Source organism: Rhodococcus quanlei, from assembly GCF_055231015.1.
Genome location: NZ_JBUYWD010000005.1, coordinates 164,301 through 184,733, shown reverse-complemented (window position 1 = coordinate 184,733; position 20,433 = coordinate 164,301). Strand labels below are relative to the sequence as shown.

Genomic DNA, 20,433 nt, shown 5'->3' with positions numbered 1-20,433 from the left:
CTCGTTCTACGTTCGCCAGTCCGATCATCGGCACACCCGGCCCATCAGTACGCTCCCACTGTCGGCACGATCACCGTGTACAGCTGCGAGAGCACGGTATTGACGACGAACACCATCACGAACGCCAGTACGACCGCCTCGTTGACCGCGTCGGCGACACCGCTTGGACCACCCTTGGCGTGCAATCCCTTGAACGAGGCGATCAACGCGGAAGTGATGGCGAAACACACCGACTTGACCATTGCCGTTGCGAAATCCGACAGCCGGCCGTATTCGCTGAGGGTCGCAAGAAAGGCACCCGACGACTGGTGCTGCACGTACACCTCGAACAGCAGACATGCGCTGACGCCGACGAGGGTGACGAGTGCACAGAGAATCAGAGAAACGATCACCGAGGCGATGAGCCGCGGAACGACCAGGCGTTCGACCACATCGAGGCCCATCACCTCCATCGCCTCGATCTCCTCCCTGATGGTTCGTGATCCGAGGTCCGCACAGATCGCCGATCCGCCGACCCCGGCGAGCATGAGCGCACACACGAGCGCCGCGGCCTGACCGACCACGACGAAGGCGACCACTGCACCCGAATAGCCGCCCGCGCCGAGTTGCCCGGCGAGCGAACCGACCGACACTGCGATGAGCACACCGATGGGGAGCATCAACAGCAGGGCGGGCCCACTGCATACCTTGGCGATGAACAGTGTCTGCGTCACCGTCTCCTGTACCGACAGGCGTCGGCAGACCAGGACACTCGCCGTCCGGTACGCCGCGCCGAGCGAGAACCCGACCAGGCCGCCGACCTGGTTGGCGAGGTCTCGTACCGGCCCCTTGGCCGCCGGCAGTTCGAAAGTCATTCAGGCGCCGACATCGGCAGGCGATCCATAGGTCTGTCGCAGCGCCCCCTTGACGACCTTGCCGCTCGCGTTGCGTGGCAGGGCATCAACGAACAGGATGTCCTTGGGATGCTTGAAACGTGCCAGGTGCTCGCCCAGCCACGAGAGCACCTCGTCGAGGGCGGGCTCCTGCGCCTCCGGTTTCACCGCCACCACCGCGACCGGAACCTCACCCCACTTTCGATCGGGCCTGCCGATCACCGCCACTTCCGCGAACGACGGGTGGCCGTAGAGAACGTTCTCGACCTCGGCGCAGTAGATGTTCTCTCCGCCCGAGATGATCATGTCCTTCTTACGATCGACCACGAACACGAATCCTTCGTCGTCGACGCGCACCAGGTCACCCGAGTGAAACCATCCGCCCGTGAAGGAATCGGAGGTTGCCTGCGCGTTCTGCCAGTACCCCGCCATCAGAGTGGGCCCGCGGTAGACGATTTCGCCGATGGTTCCCGGTTCGACGTCGTTTCCCTCGTCGTCCACTACACGGGCTTGGATCGTCGGGATCACTTTGCCGACCGATCCCAGCTTCCGAAGCGCATCCTCGCCGTCGAGCACGCAGGTGATCGGGGACATCTCGGTCTGCCCGAACACCGCCACGTTCTGTGCATCCGGGAAGGTGGCCGTCATGGCTCGCAGTACTGTGTCCGACGCCGGTGCGGCGCCCCACGAAATGACGCGCAGCGCAAGTTTTCTGGGTTTCGCGTCCTGGGCGGCACAGACTGCCTGCCACTGGACGGGCACGAGGAAAAGGGTGGTCACCTTCTCTGCCTCGAGCACGTCGAGCAATTCGCCCGGATCGAATGCCCCGGTCGGGTGGATCACCGTAGTAAGCCCGAGAACGAGCGACGGTGCGATGCTGCCGAGCGCCGCGATGTGGAACATCGGTGATGCACAGAACCCGATCTCGTCTCCGGACTGCAACCTCAGCGCACGGATACAGGTGAGCGACTGAGCCTGCAGGTTCGCATGGGAGAGGACCGCCCCCTTGGGGCGCCCGGTGGTTCCGGACGTATACATGATGAGTGCCGGGGTGTCGTCCGGGATATCGGGTTTGTGCACCGCATCGCCGCTGTCGACGAGCAGGTCGTCGAAAGCGAAGGTTTTTGCGCCGGCATCGGTTTCACCGCCGACCACGATGGTGGACTCGAGCGTTGTGACGGTCTCGCGCACCTTGGCCACCACCGGAGCCAGGGCCGCCTCCGTCACCACGGTTCGCGCGCCGCTGTCCTCGACGAGGAACGCGATCTCGGGCGGGGTCATACGGAAGTTGACCGGAACCGCAATGCCACCGAGCAGGTTTATCGCCAGAACCGTCTCCAGATACTCCGGACGATTGAGCATGACTATCAGCACCCGGTCGCCGTATTCGACCCCCCTGCGGCCGAACGCGTCTGCCAACCGCTGCGTGCGAGCTGCAAGCTCCGCCCAGGTGGTGGACTCGCCCCGGAACCGGAGAGCCACGTGATCCGGCTTCATCAGCGCGTGAGCCGCTACCTGGTTGTTCCAGTGATTACGGCGCGAGCGCAGCGGTTCGGACGACGGATCGAGAACCGCCTTCCCTGAATTCGACGACATGTTGGTCCCTTCTCGCGGTCTCGGCCGGGTTCTACTTCCCGCCGTGAACTGTGTGACGAGTATTACACTGTTTATGGAATTGGGCCAGCCTTTTGTTAACGACGATTCTCAGCCCATGCGACGTACACCACAACCATTTACCCTGTAGTTAGCAACAGTTGGGTCAAAGAAGTAAGTAGCGACGTCAGTGGAACTGGGGTTTGGCCTCGCCCAGGACCGCCGCAATGCCAGCGGCGAAGTCCGGACTTCGGAGCAACTCACGCTGCCCCTCCGATTCACGAGACAACGCGTCGTCGAGCAGCGTCAAGGTCGACGCATTCATCGCCCGCTTCGTCAGCTCGAGGGCACGCCGGGGTCCGCGGGCGAACCGCCTCGTCACCTTCGAGACGAAGGCGTCCAGTTCCGACGGTTCGTGCACACCGTTGATCAATCCCATGTCGAGCGCCGCGGACGCCTCGATCCGTTCACCGCGCAGCGCCATCGCGTTGGCCCGGGCACGTCCGGCCGATGCGGACACCAGCAGACTGGCTCCGCCATCCGGCATGAGACCGACATTGGTGAATGCCAGCAGCAAGTACGCATCAGGTGCCGCATAAACGAGATCGGACACCAGCGCGATGGACACACCGAGCCCGACTGCCGGCCCGTTCACCGCTGCAATCACCGGTACCGGAAGCTCGATGACCGCCCGCACCAACGCGTTCGCCGTCTCCATCGTCTGCCGGGCGGCTTCCTCTGCCTCTTCTGGTGTACTCGGCGCAGAGTCCGACATCTCCGCGATGTCCGCACCGGTACAGAACGCGTTTCCTGCGCCGGTCAGAATCACCGCTCGTACGCTCTCGGCGCGCGCGTCGCAGGTCAGAACCCTGGTCAATTCCTGCGCAGCCGGCCCATCCAGCGCGTTCATCCGCTCCGGCCGGGAGATCGTGACGCGCAGTATGCCGTCCGAGAACTCCGTGAGAATGCCCGTGCTCGAACTCATCCGATCACTCCCGCCGATACTCGTTCGCCGCGAAGGCCGGCCAGTCGCTCACCGATGATCGCCTCGGCGTCCGCAACCATGCGGTCGACGAGTTCGCCGACGGTCGGGATGTCGTCGATGAGCCCTTGGCACTGCCCGGCCGTCCAAATGCCGGCATTGATATCGCCCTGTTCGAACACGGTTCGGCCTCGCGCCCCGGACACGAGATGTGCGATGTCCTCGAACCCGCATCCCTCACGTTCTCGCGCCACCACTTCCCTACTTACGGCGTTGGCGGCCACGCGGGCCGTGTTGTGCAGCGTCCGGAAGATCAGAGCCGTGTCCCGTTCGGTGTTCGCAACGATCTGCTCCTTCACATCCTGCGCCACCGGCGATTCGGCGGTGCACATGAATCGGGTGCCCATGTTCACACCGTCCGCCCCCAATGCGAGCGCCGCAACGAGGCCGCGGGCGTCGGCGATACCGCCCGAGGCGAGAACCGGTATCTCCACCCTGCTCGTGGCGGCTGGGATCAGGATCAGGCCCGGCACGTCGTCCTCGCCAGGATGACCCGCGCACTCGAATCCGTCGATGCTCACCGCGTCGACACCCACGTGTTCGGCCTTGACGGCATGTCGCACACTGGTGCACTTGTGGATCACCTTGATGCCTGCGTCCTTGAAGAAGGGCAGGTGATCGACCGGGTTCGATCCAGCCGTCTCGACGATCCGCACCCCCGACTCGATGATCGCTTGCCGATACTCGGCGTAGGGGGGTGGGGTGATCGACGGCAGGATGGTCAGATTCACGCCGAACGGTTTGTCGGTGAGATCTCGGCACCGTCCGATCTCATGGGCCAGGTCCTCGGGAGTCGGCTGAGTAAGGGCCGTGATGAAACCGAGCGCGCCGGAGTTCGCGACAGCGGCGACGAGTTCTGCCCGCCCGACCCACATCATTCCGCCTTGGACGATGGGGTGGTCGACGCCGAACTGTTCGGTGAATGCCGTACGGATCATGTCAGTTCACCTCTTCGAACGTGCCGCCGGATTCGGCCCGCTCGAGCAGCAGAGCCGGGGGCGTGAATCTTTCGCCGTACCGTACGGCCAATTCCTGCGCTCGTCCCACGAATCCGGGAAGCCCACCGTCGTACTGATCGATGTACCTGGCGACTCCGCCCGTCCAACCAGGGAACCCGATACCGAGCAGGGATCCCACATTGGCGTCGGTCGTGCTGTCGAACACGCCTTCCTCCAGGCAGCGCACCGTCTCGATCGCCTCGGCGAACATCATGCGCTCGGAGATGTCGCCGAACGGGACAGGCGCATCTCCGCTATCGCCGAAGTGTTCTGCCAGTCCGGGCCACAGACCCATTCGCTTTCCGTCGGCGTACTCGTAGAAGCCGCCGCCCGTCGAGCGTCCCTTGCGGTCGAAATCGTCGATCATCCGGTCGAGGACGGCGTCGGCGGGGTGCGGAGTCCATTCTCCGCCGGCTTCGAGAACTGCGGCCTTCGTCTCCTCCCGGATCTTCCGCGGCAGGGTCAGGGTCAACTCATCCATCAAGGCCAGTACCGGCGCCGGGTAGCCCGCCTGCGTGGTTGCCTGCTCGATGGATGCCGCGGGAACGCCCTCGGCCAGCATCGCTACGCCTTCGTTGGTGAACGTGCCGATCACTCGACTGGTGAAGAACCCGCGACTGTCGTTGACGACGATGGGAGTCTTGCCGATCTGGGCCACCACGGCCAGCGCACGGCCGATAGCCTTCTCGCTGGTGCGCCTGCCCTTGATGATCTCGACGAGAGGCATCTTGTCGACCGGAGAGAAGAAGTGCAGCCCGACGAAGTCCTCTGTGCGAGAGACACCGTCACCGAGAAGTGTGATGGGCAGGGTGGACGTGTTCGAGCACAGCAACGCATCGGGGTCGATGTACTGATCGATCTCGGCGAACACCTTCTGCTTCACGGCAGGATCTTCGAACACCGCCTCGATCACCAGTTCCGCGCCCGCCGCGTCCTCCGGCGATGCGCTCGGCCGGATGCGTCCGAGCAGAGCCGCCGCTTTCTCCTCGCTGACCTGCCCCTTGGCGACGGCCTTGTCCAGCAGGTTCTTCGAGTAGGCCTTTCCTCTCTCGGCAGCCTCGATCGAGACGTCCTTCAGTACGACGTCCATCCCGGATTTCGCGCACACGTATGCGATTGCGGCACCCATCATCCCGGCGCCGAGGACGACAACCTTCGTGAACGGCGGATTGTCTGCAGCGCTGTACTCCTCGAGTCGAGAGATGGCCGTCTTCATGTCGAAGAAGAAGGCGCGGATCATGTTCTTGGCGACCTGGCCCGTGGCGAGGCCGGCGAAGTAGCGGTCCTCGATCGTCTGGGCGCTGTCGAAATCGACCTGCGCCCCCTCTACTGCGGCACTCATGATCGCGATCGGAGCGGGGTACGGCGCACCTGCCAACTGCTTACGCAGGTTCGCGGGGAACGCCGGAAGGTGTGCGGCGAGTGCCGGCGACGCTGGTGTGCCGCCCGGGATCTTGTACCCCTTCACGTCCCACTTCTGAGTGGCCGACGGGTTCGCCGCGATCCACGCCTTCGCGGCCGGAATCAACTGATCAGAAGAGGAAACCAGTTCGTCGACCAGCCCCAGTTCGTGTGCGCGCGCCGCCGAGTGCCGCTGTCCCTGCAACAGAACCTGAGTGAGCGCAGCGGTGACGCCGAGCAGTCGCACGGTCCGCACGATTCCGCCGCTGCCGGGCAACAGGCCGAGCGTCACCTCGGGGAGGCCGATTCGGACGTGCTTGGCGTCGAGGGCGATCCGGTGGTGACCGGCGAGGGCTATTTCGAGCCCCCCACCCAGTGCCGCTCCCCCGATTGCCGACACGACGGGCACTCCCAGCGTTTCCAGCCTCCGCAGCGGTCTCTTGATCCGGTTCACGTTGACGATCACCGCCGCGGCCTGCCCTGGCTCCGACTTCAGAATGTCGCCCAGGTCGCCGCCCGCGAAGAACGTCTTTTTGGCCGATGTCCAGATCACGCCGGTCACGTCGTCACGCTCGGATTCGAGGCGATCCACGACCGCACCGAGGGAGACGATGAAGTTCTCGTTCATCGTGTTCGCGGACTGATTCGGATCGTCGAGAGTGAGGGTGACGACCCCGTCGATGCCACGTTCGTAGCCGATTGTGTTGTCGCTCATGATGTCTGTTCCTTCGGAGAGTGGGATGAGATTCAGAGGCGTTCGATGACGGTGGCGATACCCATACCGGCTCCGACGCACAGGGTGGCCAGTCCGTAGCGTTCGCCGCGTCGTTCGAGTTCGTCCAGAACCGTGCCGAGGATCATTGCGCCGGTTGCCCCGAGTGGGTGTCCCATCGCGATCGCACCGCCGTTGACGTTCACCTTGTCGAGCGGAATGTCCATGTCCTTGACAAACTTCAGCGCGACGGAGGCGAAAGCCTCGTTGATCTCGAAGAGGTCGATGTCCGAGGCGCGGAGCCCGGCCCGGTCGAGTGCCTTGTGCGCCGCCGGTGCCGGACCGGTGAGCATGATCGTCGGTTCGGAACCGATCACGGCGATGGACAGTATTCGCGCCCGCGGGGTGAGTCCGGCGCGTTCACCGGCGGCCTCATTGCCGACGAGCAGCAGTGCCGCCCCGTCGACGATCCCCGAGGAGTTGCCGGCGTGGTGTACGTGGTCGATTCGTTCCACGAAGTGGTATTTCTGCAGAGCAACGGCATCGAAGCCGCCCTGTGCCCCCATGCCCGCGAACGAGGGCCGCAAGGCACCGAGGGATTCCACGGTCGCTTCCGGACGCAGGTGCTCGTCGCGGTCGAGGACCGTCGTGCCGGCCTGGTCGACCACCGGTACGACGGAACGGTCGAAGCGGCCGTCCGACCACGCCTTCGCGGCCAGTTCCTGGGAGCGAACCGCGAATTCGTCCACCTGCGACCGGCCGAAACCTTCCATCGTCGCGATGAGATCCGCGCCGATTCCCTGCGGCACCATGTACGTCGCGTAGTTCGTGGCCGGGTCGAGTCCCCAGGCTCCACCGTCCGAGCCCATCGGCACGCGGGACATCGACTCGACGCCACCGGCGAGGACCAGGTCCTCGAAGCCGGACCCGACCTTCTGCGCGGCCAGGTTGACTGCCTCGAGACCGGAAGCGCAGAACCGGTTGATCTGAACCCCGGCCACGGTTTCGGGGAGTCCGGCAGTGATCGCGGCGACACGTGGCAGCACTCCGCCCTGGTCGCCGAGCGGGGACACGATCCCCAGGACGATGTCGTCGATCTGCGCGGCGTCGAGATCAGGGTTCCGACGCCGGATCTCGTGGATGAGGCCGACCACCAGGTCGATCGGCTTGACCGAGTGCAGCGATCCGTTCGCCTTGCCGCGTCCACGGGGCGTCCGGATCGCGTCGAAGATGAGCGCCTCCGCGCGCCCCTGTGCTGAAACTGCCATGAGAACCCCTCCGTGGGTGGCCCGAACTTTCGATCGATTAGGAGAATATTCGTTAACATTCTTACTCGTACGGCGGTTTGTCAATGGTGTTGAACTGGATAGTTTCAAAATATTCGCGACACCTGGGGCGATCTGGTTTGATAACCTGTGATCACAAAAGATGGCAGTTCAGCCCTGGAGGTGTTGTGACCGAGCGTCCGCAAGTCGTTGCCGCCGAACGCTCGACCGTTCGGCGGCCGAAGAATCGCAAGGCGCAGATCGCCGCCGTGGCCGCGGCCGCGTTCAGCGAGCGCGGCTATCACGCTGTGGGGATCGATGACATCGCCGCGGAAGTCGGCATATCCGGCCCCGCGCTGTACCGTCACTTCCCGAACAAGTACGCCCTTTTCGTCGACGCTGCGCTGGGACTGGCCGACGCTCTGCACGAGTCCATCGCCGACGCCACTGAGATCGATCCGGAATCGCAGCTCGAGAGCGTGCTCACGGGCTTCGTCAAGACCACGATCGACAATCGCCGGACCGGCGGGTTGTACCGGTGGGAAGACCGCTACCTGAAGCCGGACGATCGCGCTCGCCTGCGCGAGCGCACCGACGCGATCAACCGCGCGATCGCCGAACTGCTGAGGAAACTGCATCCCGAGATGCGCCCGTACGACAGCACCATGGCGAGCGCCGCCGCCCTCAGCGTCATCGGCAGCATCACCGCACATCGGGCGACGCTCGGCGCGAAGCGGATCGAGTCGCTCCTGCTCGGCGCATCCCTCGCGACCCTGCGATGCGAGCTGCCACCACTTCGTGATCCGTCCGCCGAACCCGCGGCCGACAGCGGACGTGGAATGCTCACGGCCTCGAAACGCGAACTCCTGCTGGCCGAATCGCTGCGACTGTTCTATCTGCACGGCTACCACGAAGTGAGCATCGAGGACATCGCGGCGGCAGCGGGCATGAATGCCTCCGGCGTGTATCGGCACTTCTCCGGGAAGGCAGACTTGCTGGCCACCACTTTCCACCGGGCGGGCGATCGACTGGCAAACGCGCTCGGATCTGCACTCGAGAACGCAACCACACCCGTCGACGCCCTTGCCGGGCTCGTCGCGGTATACGTCGACCTGTCGTTCCGGCAACACGAGCTCATGTCCGTGTACTACGCCGAAATCGTCAATCTCCCCAGTGGCGATCGCACCGCGCTACGAAAGGTCCAGCGGCTCAACATCGAGGAGTGGTCCGGGCTCCTGCGCCAAGTCCGCTCGGATCTGTCGATCGCCGAGGCCCGCTTTCTCGTGCACGCAGCGCTGGGCATCGTGCTGGACGTCGGCCGAATGCTCCGCTTCGATTCCCGGTCCGGTGGGCCCGCCCGAGTGCGCGCCTTCATGCTCGCGACGCTCCTCGACTCATGACCGTCACCACAGGAACCGCAATCGCACTGAACGAGACCGGCGGCGCGTTTCGCTACCAAACCATCGAACTCGGCCCACTGCACGACGACGAAGTGCTCGTGGACATCGCCGGTGCCGGTATCTGCCACACCGACCTCACGGCAGCAGAAGGCGCCGTGCCGCTCCGCTTCCCGGCCGTTCTCGGGCACGAGGGAGCGGGCACGATTCGGGCGGTGGGGCCTGCCGTCACGCAACTCGAGCCAGGAGATCGCGTGGTGCTCGGATTCGACTCCTGTCGCACGTGCTCCAACTGCACGGGCGGACACCCTGCGTACTGCCATCGCTTTCCCGCGCTCAACTACGGCGGCGGCAGAACCGACGGAACAACCACCTTGCGGTACCCGGATACCGGTCAGCCCGTTCACGGCAACTGGTTCGGACAATCGTCGTTCGCCACCTCTGCGGTGGCGAGCTGGCGAAACGCAGTTCGCATCCCGGACGCCCTGCCCCTCCACCTCGCCGGGCCGCTCGGGTGCGGTATCTCGACGGGTGCGGGAACCGTGTTTCGCGTCCTGCGACCGAATACCGGCGATGGCATCGTGGTTTTCGGGCTCGGCGCAGTCGGTCTCGGAGCGGTGATGGCGGCCCGAGTCGCCGGCTGCACCACCATCATCGGAGTGGACCCGGACGAACGGCGCCACGCACTGGCACGCGAACTCGGCGCCACCCACGTGGTGAATTCGCACGATCTCGACGACCGCGGCACCGTGCTCCGCGAGATCTCCGGCGGCAGCGTCGCGTACTCGGTCGACACCGTGGGCCGAGAGACAGTGATCCGGCAGGCTCTCGCAGTTCTGAGCTCTCCGGGGGTGTGCGCGACACTCGCGTTGGCCGGCGGACGCAATCCGATCACGATCGACCAGACGCATCTGCTGATGGGCCGCACCCTGACCGGCGTGATCGAAGGTGATACCGACCCCAGGCAGTTTCTGCCCTACCTCGCCGCGCTCTGGGAGCAGGGAAAGTTCCCGTTCCACAAAATGATCGCGTTGTTTCCGTTCGACGACTTCGCCGCCGCACTGCACGCGGTGCGCAACGGCGACGTCGTCAAAGCAGTTCTCACACCCGAAGGAGCCACGTTGTGAACCCGGCAGACAACCCCACCACTGCACTTCTCGAAGAGTTCCGAGTGCTGCGCGAGCGCGTTCAGGTCGACAGCGCCGAACTCGATGCACTGTGGGCACGCCTGGAGACGGTTCGCATCGACGAACTCACGTCCGGGCAGTGGCGGGGTTTCGGATTCGACACGGGCCACCGCATGTACGCACAGCTCAAAACATCGGGCTGGTATGGCAAGAACTTCGCGTCCCGCCTGGACGTGCAGCCCCTCGTCGTGCGTGACGAGAACGGAGACCTCGTATCCGACGTGAAAGCCGGGCGCGGTGAGGCCAGTCTGTGGATGGTCGAGTTTCGCGGCGAAAGCACCGCAACGATGGTGTACGACGGACTACCGATCTTCGATCACTTCAAGAAGGTGGACGACGACACCGTCATGGGCATCATGAACGGCAAGGCCATGGCCCTGGACGGCGGTCGTCACTTCTACTTCGGCCTCGAACGCGACTGAGATGTGCGCGGGCACATGTTGTCCGCCCCGAGGTCGTTGGGCCGGTATCCCACCGGGTATCCGGGATACGTCCGGTTCCGAGGGTCTTTCGACGACTTCGACGCCGTCCGTGGCGGCATGAAGCGCTCGACCCGTGCCCGCGCGTACAGCGCTCCGTCCAGCGCCGCACGCACGCGCGTCGAACCGGACGGAAATCCGAAGGCCATGGACATCTGGTCGTCCATCAGCGCATATACGCCGCGTCTGACCATGGGCCGCGTCCACGAGGGATACCAACTCGTGAACAGGTTCAGCGTGTAGGTGCCGACCTTGTGGTTGTCGTCGGTGTACCGGAACTGCAGCCGCTCGTACTCGGACTTAAAGGCGTGGAACTTCTGGTAGGACTCGGGAATGTGCTTGATACCCATCCGCTTTCCCACCTCACCGTAGAAGTGGAACGCTGCCAGCCTCTCGTTCGGATGTAGACGGCGCCACCCGTACTTGTCGATCCAGTCGATCGGCTCGTAGATGAAGGTGGAGAGCACGTACAACATGTCGTCGTTGTCGATGTCGTACTTGCCGTGCATACGATTCACCACTCGCAGCGACTCCCGGCCGCGCGGTGAGTCGTAGCCGTGCTCGACCATCTCGGCCATCAACAGCGCCGTGTCGTCGTACCGTTTCTGCGGCCGGTGCTCGAATTCTCCGGTCTTGTCCAGTAGCGCCGACACCGTCGGCACGCAGTAGGTGCGGAACAACGCGAACTCGAGTGAGCGCTGGTAGTCCCAAGGAAACTCGAAACCCGCTGTCAAACGATGAATCTCATGACAGTCCGCCACCGGGTCGAGCTGCTCGATCCGGCGCAGATGTCGACGGTGCCCACGAGCCCTCGAGGTCGGCGCGGTAAGGAGATTCACGGCGATCACCCGTGCCTCTTCGCAAGCATCCACGCCGAGATCTTCATGTCACGGGCCTTTCGATTCAGTGTCAACAGATTGAGAGGGGCGTTGAACTGTTGCACCGTCATGGATTTGACCGTGCTGAATTCACGCAGGCCGTCCGCACCGTGGATGCGGCCGAACCCCGAATCGCCGACACCGCCGAACGGGAGTGCGGGGACCCCAGCGAAGCCGAGTACCGAATTGACGGTGACGACACCGGACTGCAGACGATCCGCGATCTGCCTTCCCTTCGCTTTGTTCTTCGTGAAGACGGATGCACCCAGCCCGTACTTGGACGCGTTGGCGCGCTCGACCCCCTCATCCAGGTCGGCGACCTCGTTGACGACCACGGTTGGCCCGAACGTCTCCTCGGTGATCGCCGTGCTCTCCTCGGAGACCCCGGTCAGCACCACCGGATCGACATACCGCTCACGAACGGCGTCGATGCCCCCCACCACGGCGCGGCCACCCTTGGCGAGTGCGTCCTCTATCTGGGCGCGAACGATGCCGAGTTGCTTCTCCAGGGTCATCGGCCCGTACGTCGAGTCCGCCTCGCCGCCGGGCCGAGCCGCACGCGCCTTCGCCGACAGTTTGTCGAGGAACTGCTGGTACACCGGTTTCGCCACGTAGATGCGTTCCACGCCGGCACACGTCTGCCCGGCGTTGCCCAAGGCCCCGAATGCCGCGAAGTCGACGGCCGCATCGAGGTCTGCGTCCTCACCGACGAGCATGGCGTCCTTCCCACCACATTCGGCAACGATCGGCACGAGGTTCTCCGCGCACGCTGCCATCACTCGCTTCGCGGTGGCGGTGGATCCCGTGAACGCAATCTTGTTCACGCCTGCCCTGCACAGCGCGGCACCGGTCGATCCGCCCCCGGTGATCGTCTGCAGCACAGGTTGGCTCGGCGCGATCGATTGCCACTTGTCCGTAAGCCAGACACCGACGCCCGGGGTCAGTTCGCTGGGTTTGAAGACCACTGCATTGCCCGCGGCGAGCGCGTAGGCAATCGAGCCCATCGGGGTGTACACGGGGTAGTTCCACGGGCCGATCACTCCGACGACCCCGTACGGCCGGTAGCCGACGTAAGCAGCCTGGTTGGCACTGACGAGGCCGGACGACACCCTACGCTGGCGGAGAATCTTCTTCGCGTTCTTCGCCGCCCAATCGAGGTGCTCGACGGCGAGCATCACCTCGAGCAGAGCGTCTTCGGCAGGCTTGCCGCTCTCCAGGGAGACGACCGTCGCCAACCCTTCGGCATCGGCAGCGATGGCGCGCTTGAACTCGAGCAGCCATTCTCGACGACCGCGAAACCCCTGGATGTCCCACCAGCGGGCGGCCGTGCGAGCACGTTCCACTGCGGCGGCAACATCGGCTTCTCCACCGGTCGGGTAAGTGGCTATGACCTGCCCGTTTCGGGGGTCGAGGCTCTCGAGCACTCCGCTGTTACTGGTCTCGTCCTCACGGTCGGCGTCGAACGGGGTCAGCTGTTCGGTCATCGAGTATTCCTTTGACGTCGGAGTCACATCACATATATTTGATGTGATCTACTGTTGTGAAGCTCACACTATGCGGAACTCATAACCTCGACAACCCCTCCCAGGAGACCTGACACATGACCAGCAGCTTCACCCAGGAACAGAACGACTTCGCGAAAGCCGTTGCCGACTTCTGCAAGCGCGAATCAGGCACCCGAGAGCAGCGTGACCGCCTGACCGAGCATGGCGAGCACAACCACAACCAGGGCGTCTACGACAAGATGGCCGAACTCGGCTGGCTCGGTGTCACGATGCCGGAGGAATACGGCGGGTCGGACGGCAGCACCGTCGACATGTGCATCCTGCTCGAGCAGTCTGCAAAGGGCATGCTGCCGATCGGCGGCATCGGGCCCACCCTCATCACCGGCGCCGCCTACCAGAAGTTCGGCACCACGGAGCAGAAGGAAGTAGTGCTCGGCGGCATCGTTCGCGGCGCCTCCCAATCGGTCTCGATGTCCGAGCCCGAGGCCGGGTCCGACGTCGGCAATCTCTCCTGCCGCGCCGAGAAGTCCGACGGCGGGTGGTTGATCAACGGTCAGAAGACCTGGTGCTCCAATGCCCACTTCGCCGAGAACATCCTGCTCGTTGCGCGCACCAGCCGCAGCGACTCCAAGCACGAGGGCCTCACCATGTTCCACGTACCCGCGAACACCGAGGGTCTGAAGATCAGCGGTATCGACACCATGGGAGGCAAAGAGGTCAACGACCTGTACTTCACCGACTGTCTCCTCCCCGACGACGCCGTGGTGGGCGAGGTCGGCGCCGGCTGGACACAGCTGATGACCGGACTGAACATCGAACGACTGATCCTGGCAGCGATGATGCTCGGCACCGCGCAGCGTGCATTCGCAGACACCCTCGAATTCATCACCCAACGCAAGCAGTTCGGACGGCCCGTCGGAACCTTTCAGGCCATCCGGCACCGCATCGCCGATCTCGCCACCGAGATCGAATGTGGCCGCCTGCTGGTGTACGACGTAGCCCGCAAGGTGGACGAGAATCCCACTACAATGTTTCCGCGCGAGGCGTCGATGGCGAAGCTGAAGCTCACCGAGACCGCCAAGAAGGTGGCGCTCGAAGGCATGCAGATGATGGGCGGATACGGTTACGCGACCGAGTTCGACATGGAAAAGCATGTCCGAACGACCCTCGTATCGTCGATCTACGGCGGCACCAACGAGATCCAGCGAGACATCATCGGCAAGACGTACGGTCTGTGAGGAGAACCTGATGAGCACACGCGCAAGCAAGGCCTCATCTGCCCTTCGACGGCGTCCGCAGCTGTCCGAGGACGTGGCCGATCACGTTCGTGGGCTGATCATGTCCGGAGAAATCCGTCCCGGCGATTTCGTGCGTCTCGACGAGACCGCTGCCGACCTCGGTGTAAGTGTGACTCCCGTCCGCGAAGCCCTCCTCACCCTGCGTGGGGAGGGTTTGGTCGACCTCGTGCCGCATCGCGGGTACGTGGTGTCACCGCTCAGTCGCGACGACGTGCGCGACATCTTCTGGCTACAGGGGAACATTGCCGTCGAACTGGCACTGCGGGCCGCCCGCAAGATCACCGCAGCAGAAATCGAGCAACTCGACGAACTCGGCAACGGACTCCGATCCGGGGTGGAAGCGCAGGACATCGAGCGAATCGAGCACTACGAGTTCGAGTTCCACCGACTGATCAACGTGACAGCCGGCGCCGCGAAACTGGCGTGGTTCCTGCACAACGCAGTGCGTTACACACCGCACCGGTTGTACGCCGCCGATCGGTCATGGGGCGCTTTGGCCGTCGACTCCCACGACCGCTTGATCAAAGCACTGCGGTCGGCCGATCTGGACGAGGTTGCTTGTCAGACCCGCCGCCAGTTCGACGACGGAGCGGACCGGCTCATCGCCCATCTCGACCGAGTGGGCATGTGGGAGTGAGACGCTGCGGACGCGTCGTCCCTCTCTGGCGGTAAACGCTCGAACTCTACTGTCACGAATCTTGTAGCGCAGGCATTTCGAATATCGACGGCCAACTTCGGTCCAATCGTCCTATTACCGGCCGGTAATGCATTTCCCTCGATCGCAGCGCGCGTATAACAGGTTCCACTTTGACCGAATCGTGATCAGAGAGGAACCCTTGATCGAGCACCACACGTCGCGACGCTTCACGGCGACCACGAAATCACAGTTCTCCCGCAGACAATTCATGATCGCAACCGGAATGGCGGCCGGCGCAGCCGTTCTCGCACCGGCCGCGAGCACGACCGCCGCCCCGCGGCGCACCCTCGACACCGGAGACCGAGTACCCGCACTCGTCATCGGCAGCGGCTATGGCGGCGCGGTCACAGCGCTGCGCCTGACGCAGGCGGGGATAGAGACCCACATCGTCGAGATGGGCAAGGCCTGGGACACCCCTGGCGCCGACGGCAAGATCTTCTCGCCGATGCTCGCGCCGGACAAGCGCGCATACTGGCTGAGAACTCGTACTGCGCAGCCTGTCTCACACTTTTCCGGGGGTTCGGTGGACAAGAACATAGAGAAGTACGTCGGCGTGCTCGACGCCGAGAACATGGGTGATATCACGGTCTACCAAGGCCGCGGCGTCGGCGGTGGGTCGCTGGTGAACGGCGGCATGGCCGTCGTGCCCAAGCGGGGCTACTTCGAGGAGATTCTGCCCTCGGTCGACTCCGACGCGATGTACAACACCTTCTTCCCGAGGGCGAACGCAGCCCTGGGCGTCAACAACATCGACGAATCCTGGTTCGAGTCCACCGAGTATTATCAGTTCGCCCGGACGGGGCGAAAGACCGCGGAGCGCTCCGGCTTCCAGACGACGTTCGTGCCCAACGTCTACGACTTCGACTACATGAAGCTCGAGGACGCCGGCTCGGTCATGAAGTCGGCGCTCGCCGGTGAGGTCATCTACGGCAACAACGCGGGCAAGCGCTCACTCGACAAGACCTACCTGGCGCAGGCGGCCGCGACCGGCAAGCTCACCGTAACAACGCTGCATCAGGTCACCGATGTGTCGCCGGCAGCATCCGGCGGCGGTTACACGGTGCAGATGAACCAATTGAGCGAGCAGGGCAACGTCGTCGCGACCAAGACCGTGACAGCGGACAAGGTGTTCTTTGCGGCCGGCAGCGTCGGCACCAGCAAACTGCTGGTGGCGATGAAGGCGCAGGGGCATCTGCCGAACCTGTCGGACGAGGTCGGGCAGGGGTGGGGCAACAACGGCAACATCATGGTCGGCCGGGCCAATCACATGTGGGATGCGACCGGCGCCAAGCAATCCGCGATGCCGGCGATGGGCATCGACAACTGGGACGACCCAGAGGGGCCGGTGTTCGCTGAGATCGCACCGTTCCCGGCCGGCACCGAGCTGTGGATCAGCCTCTACCTGGCGATCACCAAGAACCCGGAGCGCGCGCAGTTCCTGTTCGACTCGGGAACCGGTCGGACGGAACTGTCCTGGCAGACCTCACAGAACCAGCCTGGCATCGACATGGCCAAGCGAGTGTTCGACAAGATCAACAAGAAGGAGGGCACGATCTACCGCACCGATCTGTTCGGTGTCTACAAGACGTGGGGCGACGGATTGACGTACCACCCGCTCGGCGGCACCCTCCTCGACAAAGCCACCGACAACCACGGTCGTCTGCACGGATATCCAGGCCTGTACGTCATGGACGGTGCGCTGGTGCCGGGCAACCTGGGCGTCAACCCGTTCGTCACCATCACGGCCCTGGCCGAACGGAACATCGCCGACATCATCGCAAACGACCTGCACTAGCCCTTGGCCAGCGGCACCAGAAACGAGGCTGCGAAACTGCGCATGTCGTCTTCGGTACGAAGCGTCGGCGGCCCGTCGGGCGTGAGCAACAAAGACTGAGCCAGTCTCGAAAGAACAGCCGAAAGATCTGCGATCTGACGATCGGTGGCGGGATCGCCCGGTGGGCCGAGTGTGCCGGCTCGCTCCCGGATGTCGCGTATCCGCTCCGCAAGGAAACCGGAAGCCAATTCGAGCACGCTTCCGGCACCGACCGTCAGATTTCGCAGCGTCTCGTCCCGGTCCACCTGCAGCATTTGCTCGAGGAGTCGGTTGCTGCGCAGAGCAGAGACGGTGACGACGAAGAGCCGCGTCACGTATTCGTCGACATCCTCGACACCCGCGAGCTGGGAGTCGATGTGCCCGAGCACTCGGGCGGCCTCGTACAGATACGCGGCCGACACGATGTCGCTCTTCGGGCCGAGCCTGCGGTACAGCGTCGCCCGGTTGACCCCGGCCCGACGAGCGATGTCATCGGTGCTGGTGCGGCGAACACCGGTCAGGGCGAACTGTTCCAGCGCCGCCTCGAGGATGCGGGCGTCGTCATCGGAGCGGCCGTCGTCGCCTCGTAACAGCGCGGACAGTAGGTCGGTGGTCATCGCCCCCAAATCTAGTCGACTACCCATTGCGCCGCCTTCGCAACTATGCAACAGTCTACGTATCGTTGTTGCACCTACTGGTGCCTGCGGGACGGTTCAAGAAGGGGAGCAATATGAGTGTTCGACTACAGGAACGGCACACCACTGCCCTGCACACCGCCGCCCTGCACACGGACCAACTCGACTTGAAGGACTTCGTCGGCGAGAGTTTCCTGTTTCTGGGTGCCGGCGCCACGGTCCTCCTGCAACTCGCCAGCCCCGGCGTCGGCCACGGCGTCGCCGACCACAGCACCACCCTGGTACGGCCGATCGATCGTCTCCGCACCACCATGACGTACGTGTACGCCGTCACCCTCGGCACCCCCGAGGAGAAGCGTGCCATCGTCCGAATGGTCAACAAGGCCCATGTGCCCGTCCATTCGGACACCTACAATGCATTCGACCCCGAACTGCAATTATGGGTCGCCGCCACGCTCTACAAAAACGGCGCCGACCTCTACGAACGATTCTTCGGCAAGTTCGACGACGAGACAGCGGATCGCATCTATCAGCAGTCGTCCGTCTACGGAACCGCCCTGCAAGTTCGCGAGAACTCGTGGCCGGCGAACCGTGCAGACTTCAACGCCTACTGGGACCACATGATCGGGACGGCCGAAGTCGACAGTCAGGTGCGGAACTACGTGCACGCACTTCTCGACGGCGGCAATGGCCCCGTCCTCGCGCGCATGCTCATGCCCCTCAACCGCTTCGTCACGGTCGGGCTGTTGCCACAAACGATGCGCGACAAGTTCGAGCTCCCATGGAATCCTCGCGATCAGCGCCGATTCGATGCTCTGATGCGAACGCTACCCACCGTCTACAAGCTCGTACCCAGGCCGGTGCGACGGGCGCCGGCGCACTTCTACCTACGCGATATGCGCCGACGGCTGAAGGCACACCGGCACGTCATCTGACCGCGTCATTCGTCACTTCCCGTACCGGGGAGCACCTTTCGCACCACGTCCGCGTCGATCGCCTGAGCACCGAGCGTCTCCGTCCATACGATCACTCCGTTCTCGTACATCCGGAAAATGCCGGCCTCACTGGGCAAACTCATCACCGGCCCGGTGGGGGCGCCGAGTGTTCCGCCGGTGCCACCCAACTCGCGGTACTTCTCCTCGATCGGTGAACCGGGCTCGGTACCGACCGGGCCCTCCGTTTCCTGATCCGGCCCGGGCCCCGGCGCCGGTTCGGGTGAATCCAGGCCGCCGACGCCTTCGGTGACACTGAACCAGTCGGAGTTCAGGTCGAGCGCCTCACGCGCTTCCATCCCGGTGACCTCTTCGGTGCCGGTCGTGCCGACAACCTTCACCGTTGCGGCACGACCACCGTCGGGGCCGAAGTTGTTGCGCGAGATCACCTCGATCGATTGCAGCTCACCCACTGCGAACGCGCGGCCGATCTCCCCTGCCGTTTTCGTGACTGTCCAGTCGTGGTGCGGTGACGCCACATCACCCTTGTCCACGACGGCAGGGAAATCTCCGCCTGCGCTGTAACCGCCTGTGGACGCGGAGAACTCGGCGGGGACCACCTCGTTGTCACGCATCAGCACCACTCCGGACGTCGTCCGAACGGCGTCGGTGGTGCGCGGATCCTCCTTCGCGGTGCCCGCGTAAACCTGACAATCCTGTGTGTCGCACGTATCCGCGTACGGCTTTCTGCTCTCTGCCGCGGCATACGACCGGGCTGCCACTGCCTGTGCGCGCAAGGCTTCCGCACCACCGGTGTCCGCCCACGCAGCCTTCGACTCGGCCGGCACGACACCCAGCAGATAGTCGTCGATGTTCAGCAGATTCACGGTACGCGCGGCAGCCCCGTCGAGGACCACCCCGAGCGAACCGCGGTACGCAGCATCGTTACCGCAGAACTTCAGGTGCTCGTTCGCGGGACGTTCGGGGGCCAGGTCGATCGGGTCGACCCACGGGTGATCCGTTGCGCCCTGCCACACGACGGCACCCGTACAGCCCTCGGTCACCACCACATTCGCCCCGCCACCCGGTATCGGTGTCAGGTGAACACCCTCGCCGGGCGCCACCCGCTTGCCTGCGACCACCGCACCGGCGTCGGAATACACGTGCAACGGTTGGTCGTCGCGCCACTGCAATCGCACGCTGATCTGCGTGTCTTCGAGCTGACCGAGTGTGGTGCCGCCGTAGAAGTGGGCGAGTATTCGTTCGGCGGCCCACCCCAGCTCCTTCGCATACCCGTAGGCGCCCCACTGCCCCATTCCGCGGCCGTGGCCCTTGCCGTGGCCGGTGAACGTGAAGGGCGTATCTGCGGCGACGACGGCCTCGACCCGTTCGTGCGATGACGATTTCGCCAGGTGGGCGCCACCGAGTGCGGCTCCGAGAGCCAATACCGGGGTAATGCCCAGTGCCACCGTGCGAAACGCGGTCGGGCGCCTACCTGCGCGGCGCGGACGACCTGCCATGTAGCGCTTCCCCAGCAAACTCATTCTCCGAACTCCCTCGTCGCCGATCCGGCGACAGCCGGGTGAGCGTGAACAGAAGATTTCCGATAAAGTCTCAATCTAAGGTTGAGCCTTACATACTTGTGGGGCTAGTGTGACAAGAGTGATGAGAGTTGGCAATCACCGCCGACTGTCACAGCACGATCGCAAGTTGCAGACATACGCGTCCG

The 20,433-nt window shown here is 64.1% G+C and carries 17 protein-coding genes; 7 read left to right on the top strand and 10 right to left on the bottom strand.

The genetic code is table 11. From position 1 onward, the window contains the following. Positions 1-44: 44 nt before the first annotated feature. From ACZI8Q_RS04005 to ACZI8Q_RS03980, 6 genes are all read right to left on the bottom strand, one after another. Positions 45-854 carry an ABC transporter permease gene (locus tag ACZI8Q_RS04005; RefSeq protein ID WP_463372199.1) on the bottom strand — a complete coding sequence of 270 codons (810 nt, stop codon included), beginning with the start codon at positions 852-854 and terminating at the stop codon, positions 45-47. Continuing rightward, positions 855-2,468 (bottom strand): fatty-acid--CoA ligase FadD5, encoded by a 1,614-nt coding sequence (gene fadD5 / locus ACZI8Q_RS04000; RefSeq protein WP_463372198.1) that lies wholly within the window; start codon positions 2,466-2,468, stop codon positions 855-857. A 184-nt stretch (positions 2,469-2,652) separates the two neighbouring features. Then, positions 2,653-3,450, bottom strand: coding sequence for an enoyl-CoA hydratase (locus ACZI8Q_RS03995; RefSeq protein WP_463372197.1), 798 nt, complete (start codon positions 3,448-3,450; stop codon positions 2,653-2,655). Further along, positions 3,447-4,445 (bottom strand): NAD(P)H-dependent flavin oxidoreductase, encoded by a 999-nt coding sequence (locus ACZI8Q_RS03990; protein WP_463372196.1) that lies wholly within the window; start codon positions 4,443-4,445, stop codon positions 3,447-3,449. The genes ACZI8Q_RS03995 and ACZI8Q_RS03990 overlap by 4 nt, the downstream gene beginning before the upstream one ends. Position 4,446: 1 nt before the next feature. Beyond that, positions 4,447-6,621 (bottom strand): 3-hydroxyacyl-CoA dehydrogenase NAD-binding domain-containing protein, encoded by a 2,175-nt coding sequence (locus ACZI8Q_RS03985; protein WP_463372195.1) that lies wholly within the window; start codon positions 6,619-6,621, stop codon positions 4,447-4,449. Positions 6,622-6,653: 32 nt separating this feature from the next. After that, positions 6,654-7,886: an acetyl-CoA C-acetyltransferase gene (locus ACZI8Q_RS03980; RefSeq protein ID WP_463372194.1), complete on the bottom strand. Its 1,233-nt coding sequence runs from the start codon at positions 7,884-7,886 to the stop codon at positions 6,654-6,656. A gap of 185 nt (positions 7,887-8,071) precedes the next feature. Here ACZI8Q_RS03980 and ACZI8Q_RS03975 point away from each other — a divergent pair, with 185 nt between their 5' ends. From ACZI8Q_RS03975 to ACZI8Q_RS03965, 3 genes are read left to right on the top strand one after another with little or no spacing between them, the layout of a single operon-like run. Then, positions 8,072-9,283, top strand: coding sequence for a TetR/AcrR family transcriptional regulator (locus ACZI8Q_RS03975; RefSeq protein WP_463372193.1), 1,212 nt, complete (start codon positions 8,072-8,074; stop codon positions 9,281-9,283). Continuing rightward, on the top strand, positions 9,280-10,407 hold the full coding sequence (locus ACZI8Q_RS03970; protein ID WP_463372192.1) for an NAD(P)-dependent alcohol dehydrogenase: 1,128 nt from the start codon (positions 9,280-9,282) through the stop codon (positions 10,405-10,407). The genes ACZI8Q_RS03975 and ACZI8Q_RS03970 overlap by 4 nt, the downstream gene beginning before the upstream one ends. Positions 10,408-10,451: 44 nt before the next feature. Then, the gene (locus tag ACZI8Q_RS03965; protein WP_463372241.1) at positions 10,452-10,889 is read left to right on the top strand and encodes a DUF4334 domain-containing protein; all 438 of its coding nucleotides are present in this window, start codon (positions 10,452-10,454) and stop codon (positions 10,887-10,889) included. On the opposite strand, the gene ACZI8Q_RS03960 is transcribed toward ACZI8Q_RS03965, so the two are convergent. Continuing rightward, on the bottom strand, positions 10,865-11,794 hold the full coding sequence (locus ACZI8Q_RS03960) for an oxygenase MpaB family protein (protein WP_463372240.1): 930 nt from the start codon (positions 11,792-11,794) through the stop codon (positions 10,865-10,867). The genes ACZI8Q_RS03965 and ACZI8Q_RS03960 overlap by 25 nt on opposite strands. After that, positions 11,791-13,308 (bottom strand): aldehyde dehydrogenase family protein, encoded by a 1,518-nt coding sequence (locus ACZI8Q_RS03955; RefSeq protein WP_463372191.1) that lies wholly within the window; start codon positions 13,306-13,308, stop codon positions 11,791-11,793. The genes ACZI8Q_RS03960 and ACZI8Q_RS03955 overlap by 4 nt, the downstream gene beginning before the upstream one ends. A 116-nt stretch (positions 13,309-13,424) precedes the next feature. Here ACZI8Q_RS03955 and ACZI8Q_RS03950 point away from each other — a divergent pair, with 116 nt between their 5' ends. From ACZI8Q_RS03950 to ACZI8Q_RS03940, 3 genes are all read left to right on the top strand, one after another. After that, positions 13,425-14,567 (top strand): acyl-CoA dehydrogenase family protein, encoded by a 1,143-nt coding sequence (locus tag ACZI8Q_RS03950; protein WP_463372190.1) that lies wholly within the window; start codon positions 13,425-13,427, stop codon positions 14,565-14,567. Between the two features lie 10 nt (positions 14,568-14,577). Next, positions 14,578-15,264, top strand: coding sequence for a GntR family transcriptional regulator (locus tag ACZI8Q_RS03945; RefSeq protein ID WP_463372189.1), 687 nt, complete (start codon positions 14,578-14,580; stop codon positions 15,262-15,264). A gap of 268 nt (positions 15,265-15,532) precedes the next feature. After that, a complete protein-coding gene (locus ACZI8Q_RS03940; RefSeq protein WP_463372188.1) occupies positions 15,533-17,119 on the top strand; it encodes a GMC oxidoreductase in 1,587 nt (528 codons plus the stop codon). On the opposite strand, the gene ACZI8Q_RS03935 is transcribed toward ACZI8Q_RS03940, so the two are convergent. Continuing rightward, the gene (locus ACZI8Q_RS03935; protein WP_463372187.1) at positions 17,116-17,754 is read right to left on the bottom strand and encodes a TetR/AcrR family transcriptional regulator; all 639 of its coding nucleotides are present in this window, start codon (positions 17,752-17,754) and stop codon (positions 17,116-17,118) included. The genes ACZI8Q_RS03940 and ACZI8Q_RS03935 overlap by 4 nt on opposite strands. Before the next feature lie 113 nt (positions 17,755-17,867). On the opposite strand from ACZI8Q_RS03935, the gene ACZI8Q_RS03930 reads away from it, so the two are divergent. Beyond that, complete coding sequence (locus tag ACZI8Q_RS03930; RefSeq protein ID WP_463372186.1) at positions 17,868-18,707, top strand: oxygenase MpaB family protein; 840 nt, start codon at positions 17,868-17,870, stop codon at positions 18,705-18,707. Between the two features lie 5 nt (positions 18,708-18,712). On the opposite strand, the gene ACZI8Q_RS03925 is transcribed toward ACZI8Q_RS03930, so the two are convergent. Beyond that, the gene (locus ACZI8Q_RS03925) at positions 18,713-20,248 is read right to left on the bottom strand and encodes a SpoIID/LytB domain-containing protein (protein ID WP_463372185.1); all 1,536 of its coding nucleotides are present in this window, start codon (positions 20,246-20,248) and stop codon (positions 18,713-18,715) included. Between the last annotated feature and the right edge of the window lie 185 nt (positions 20,249-20,433).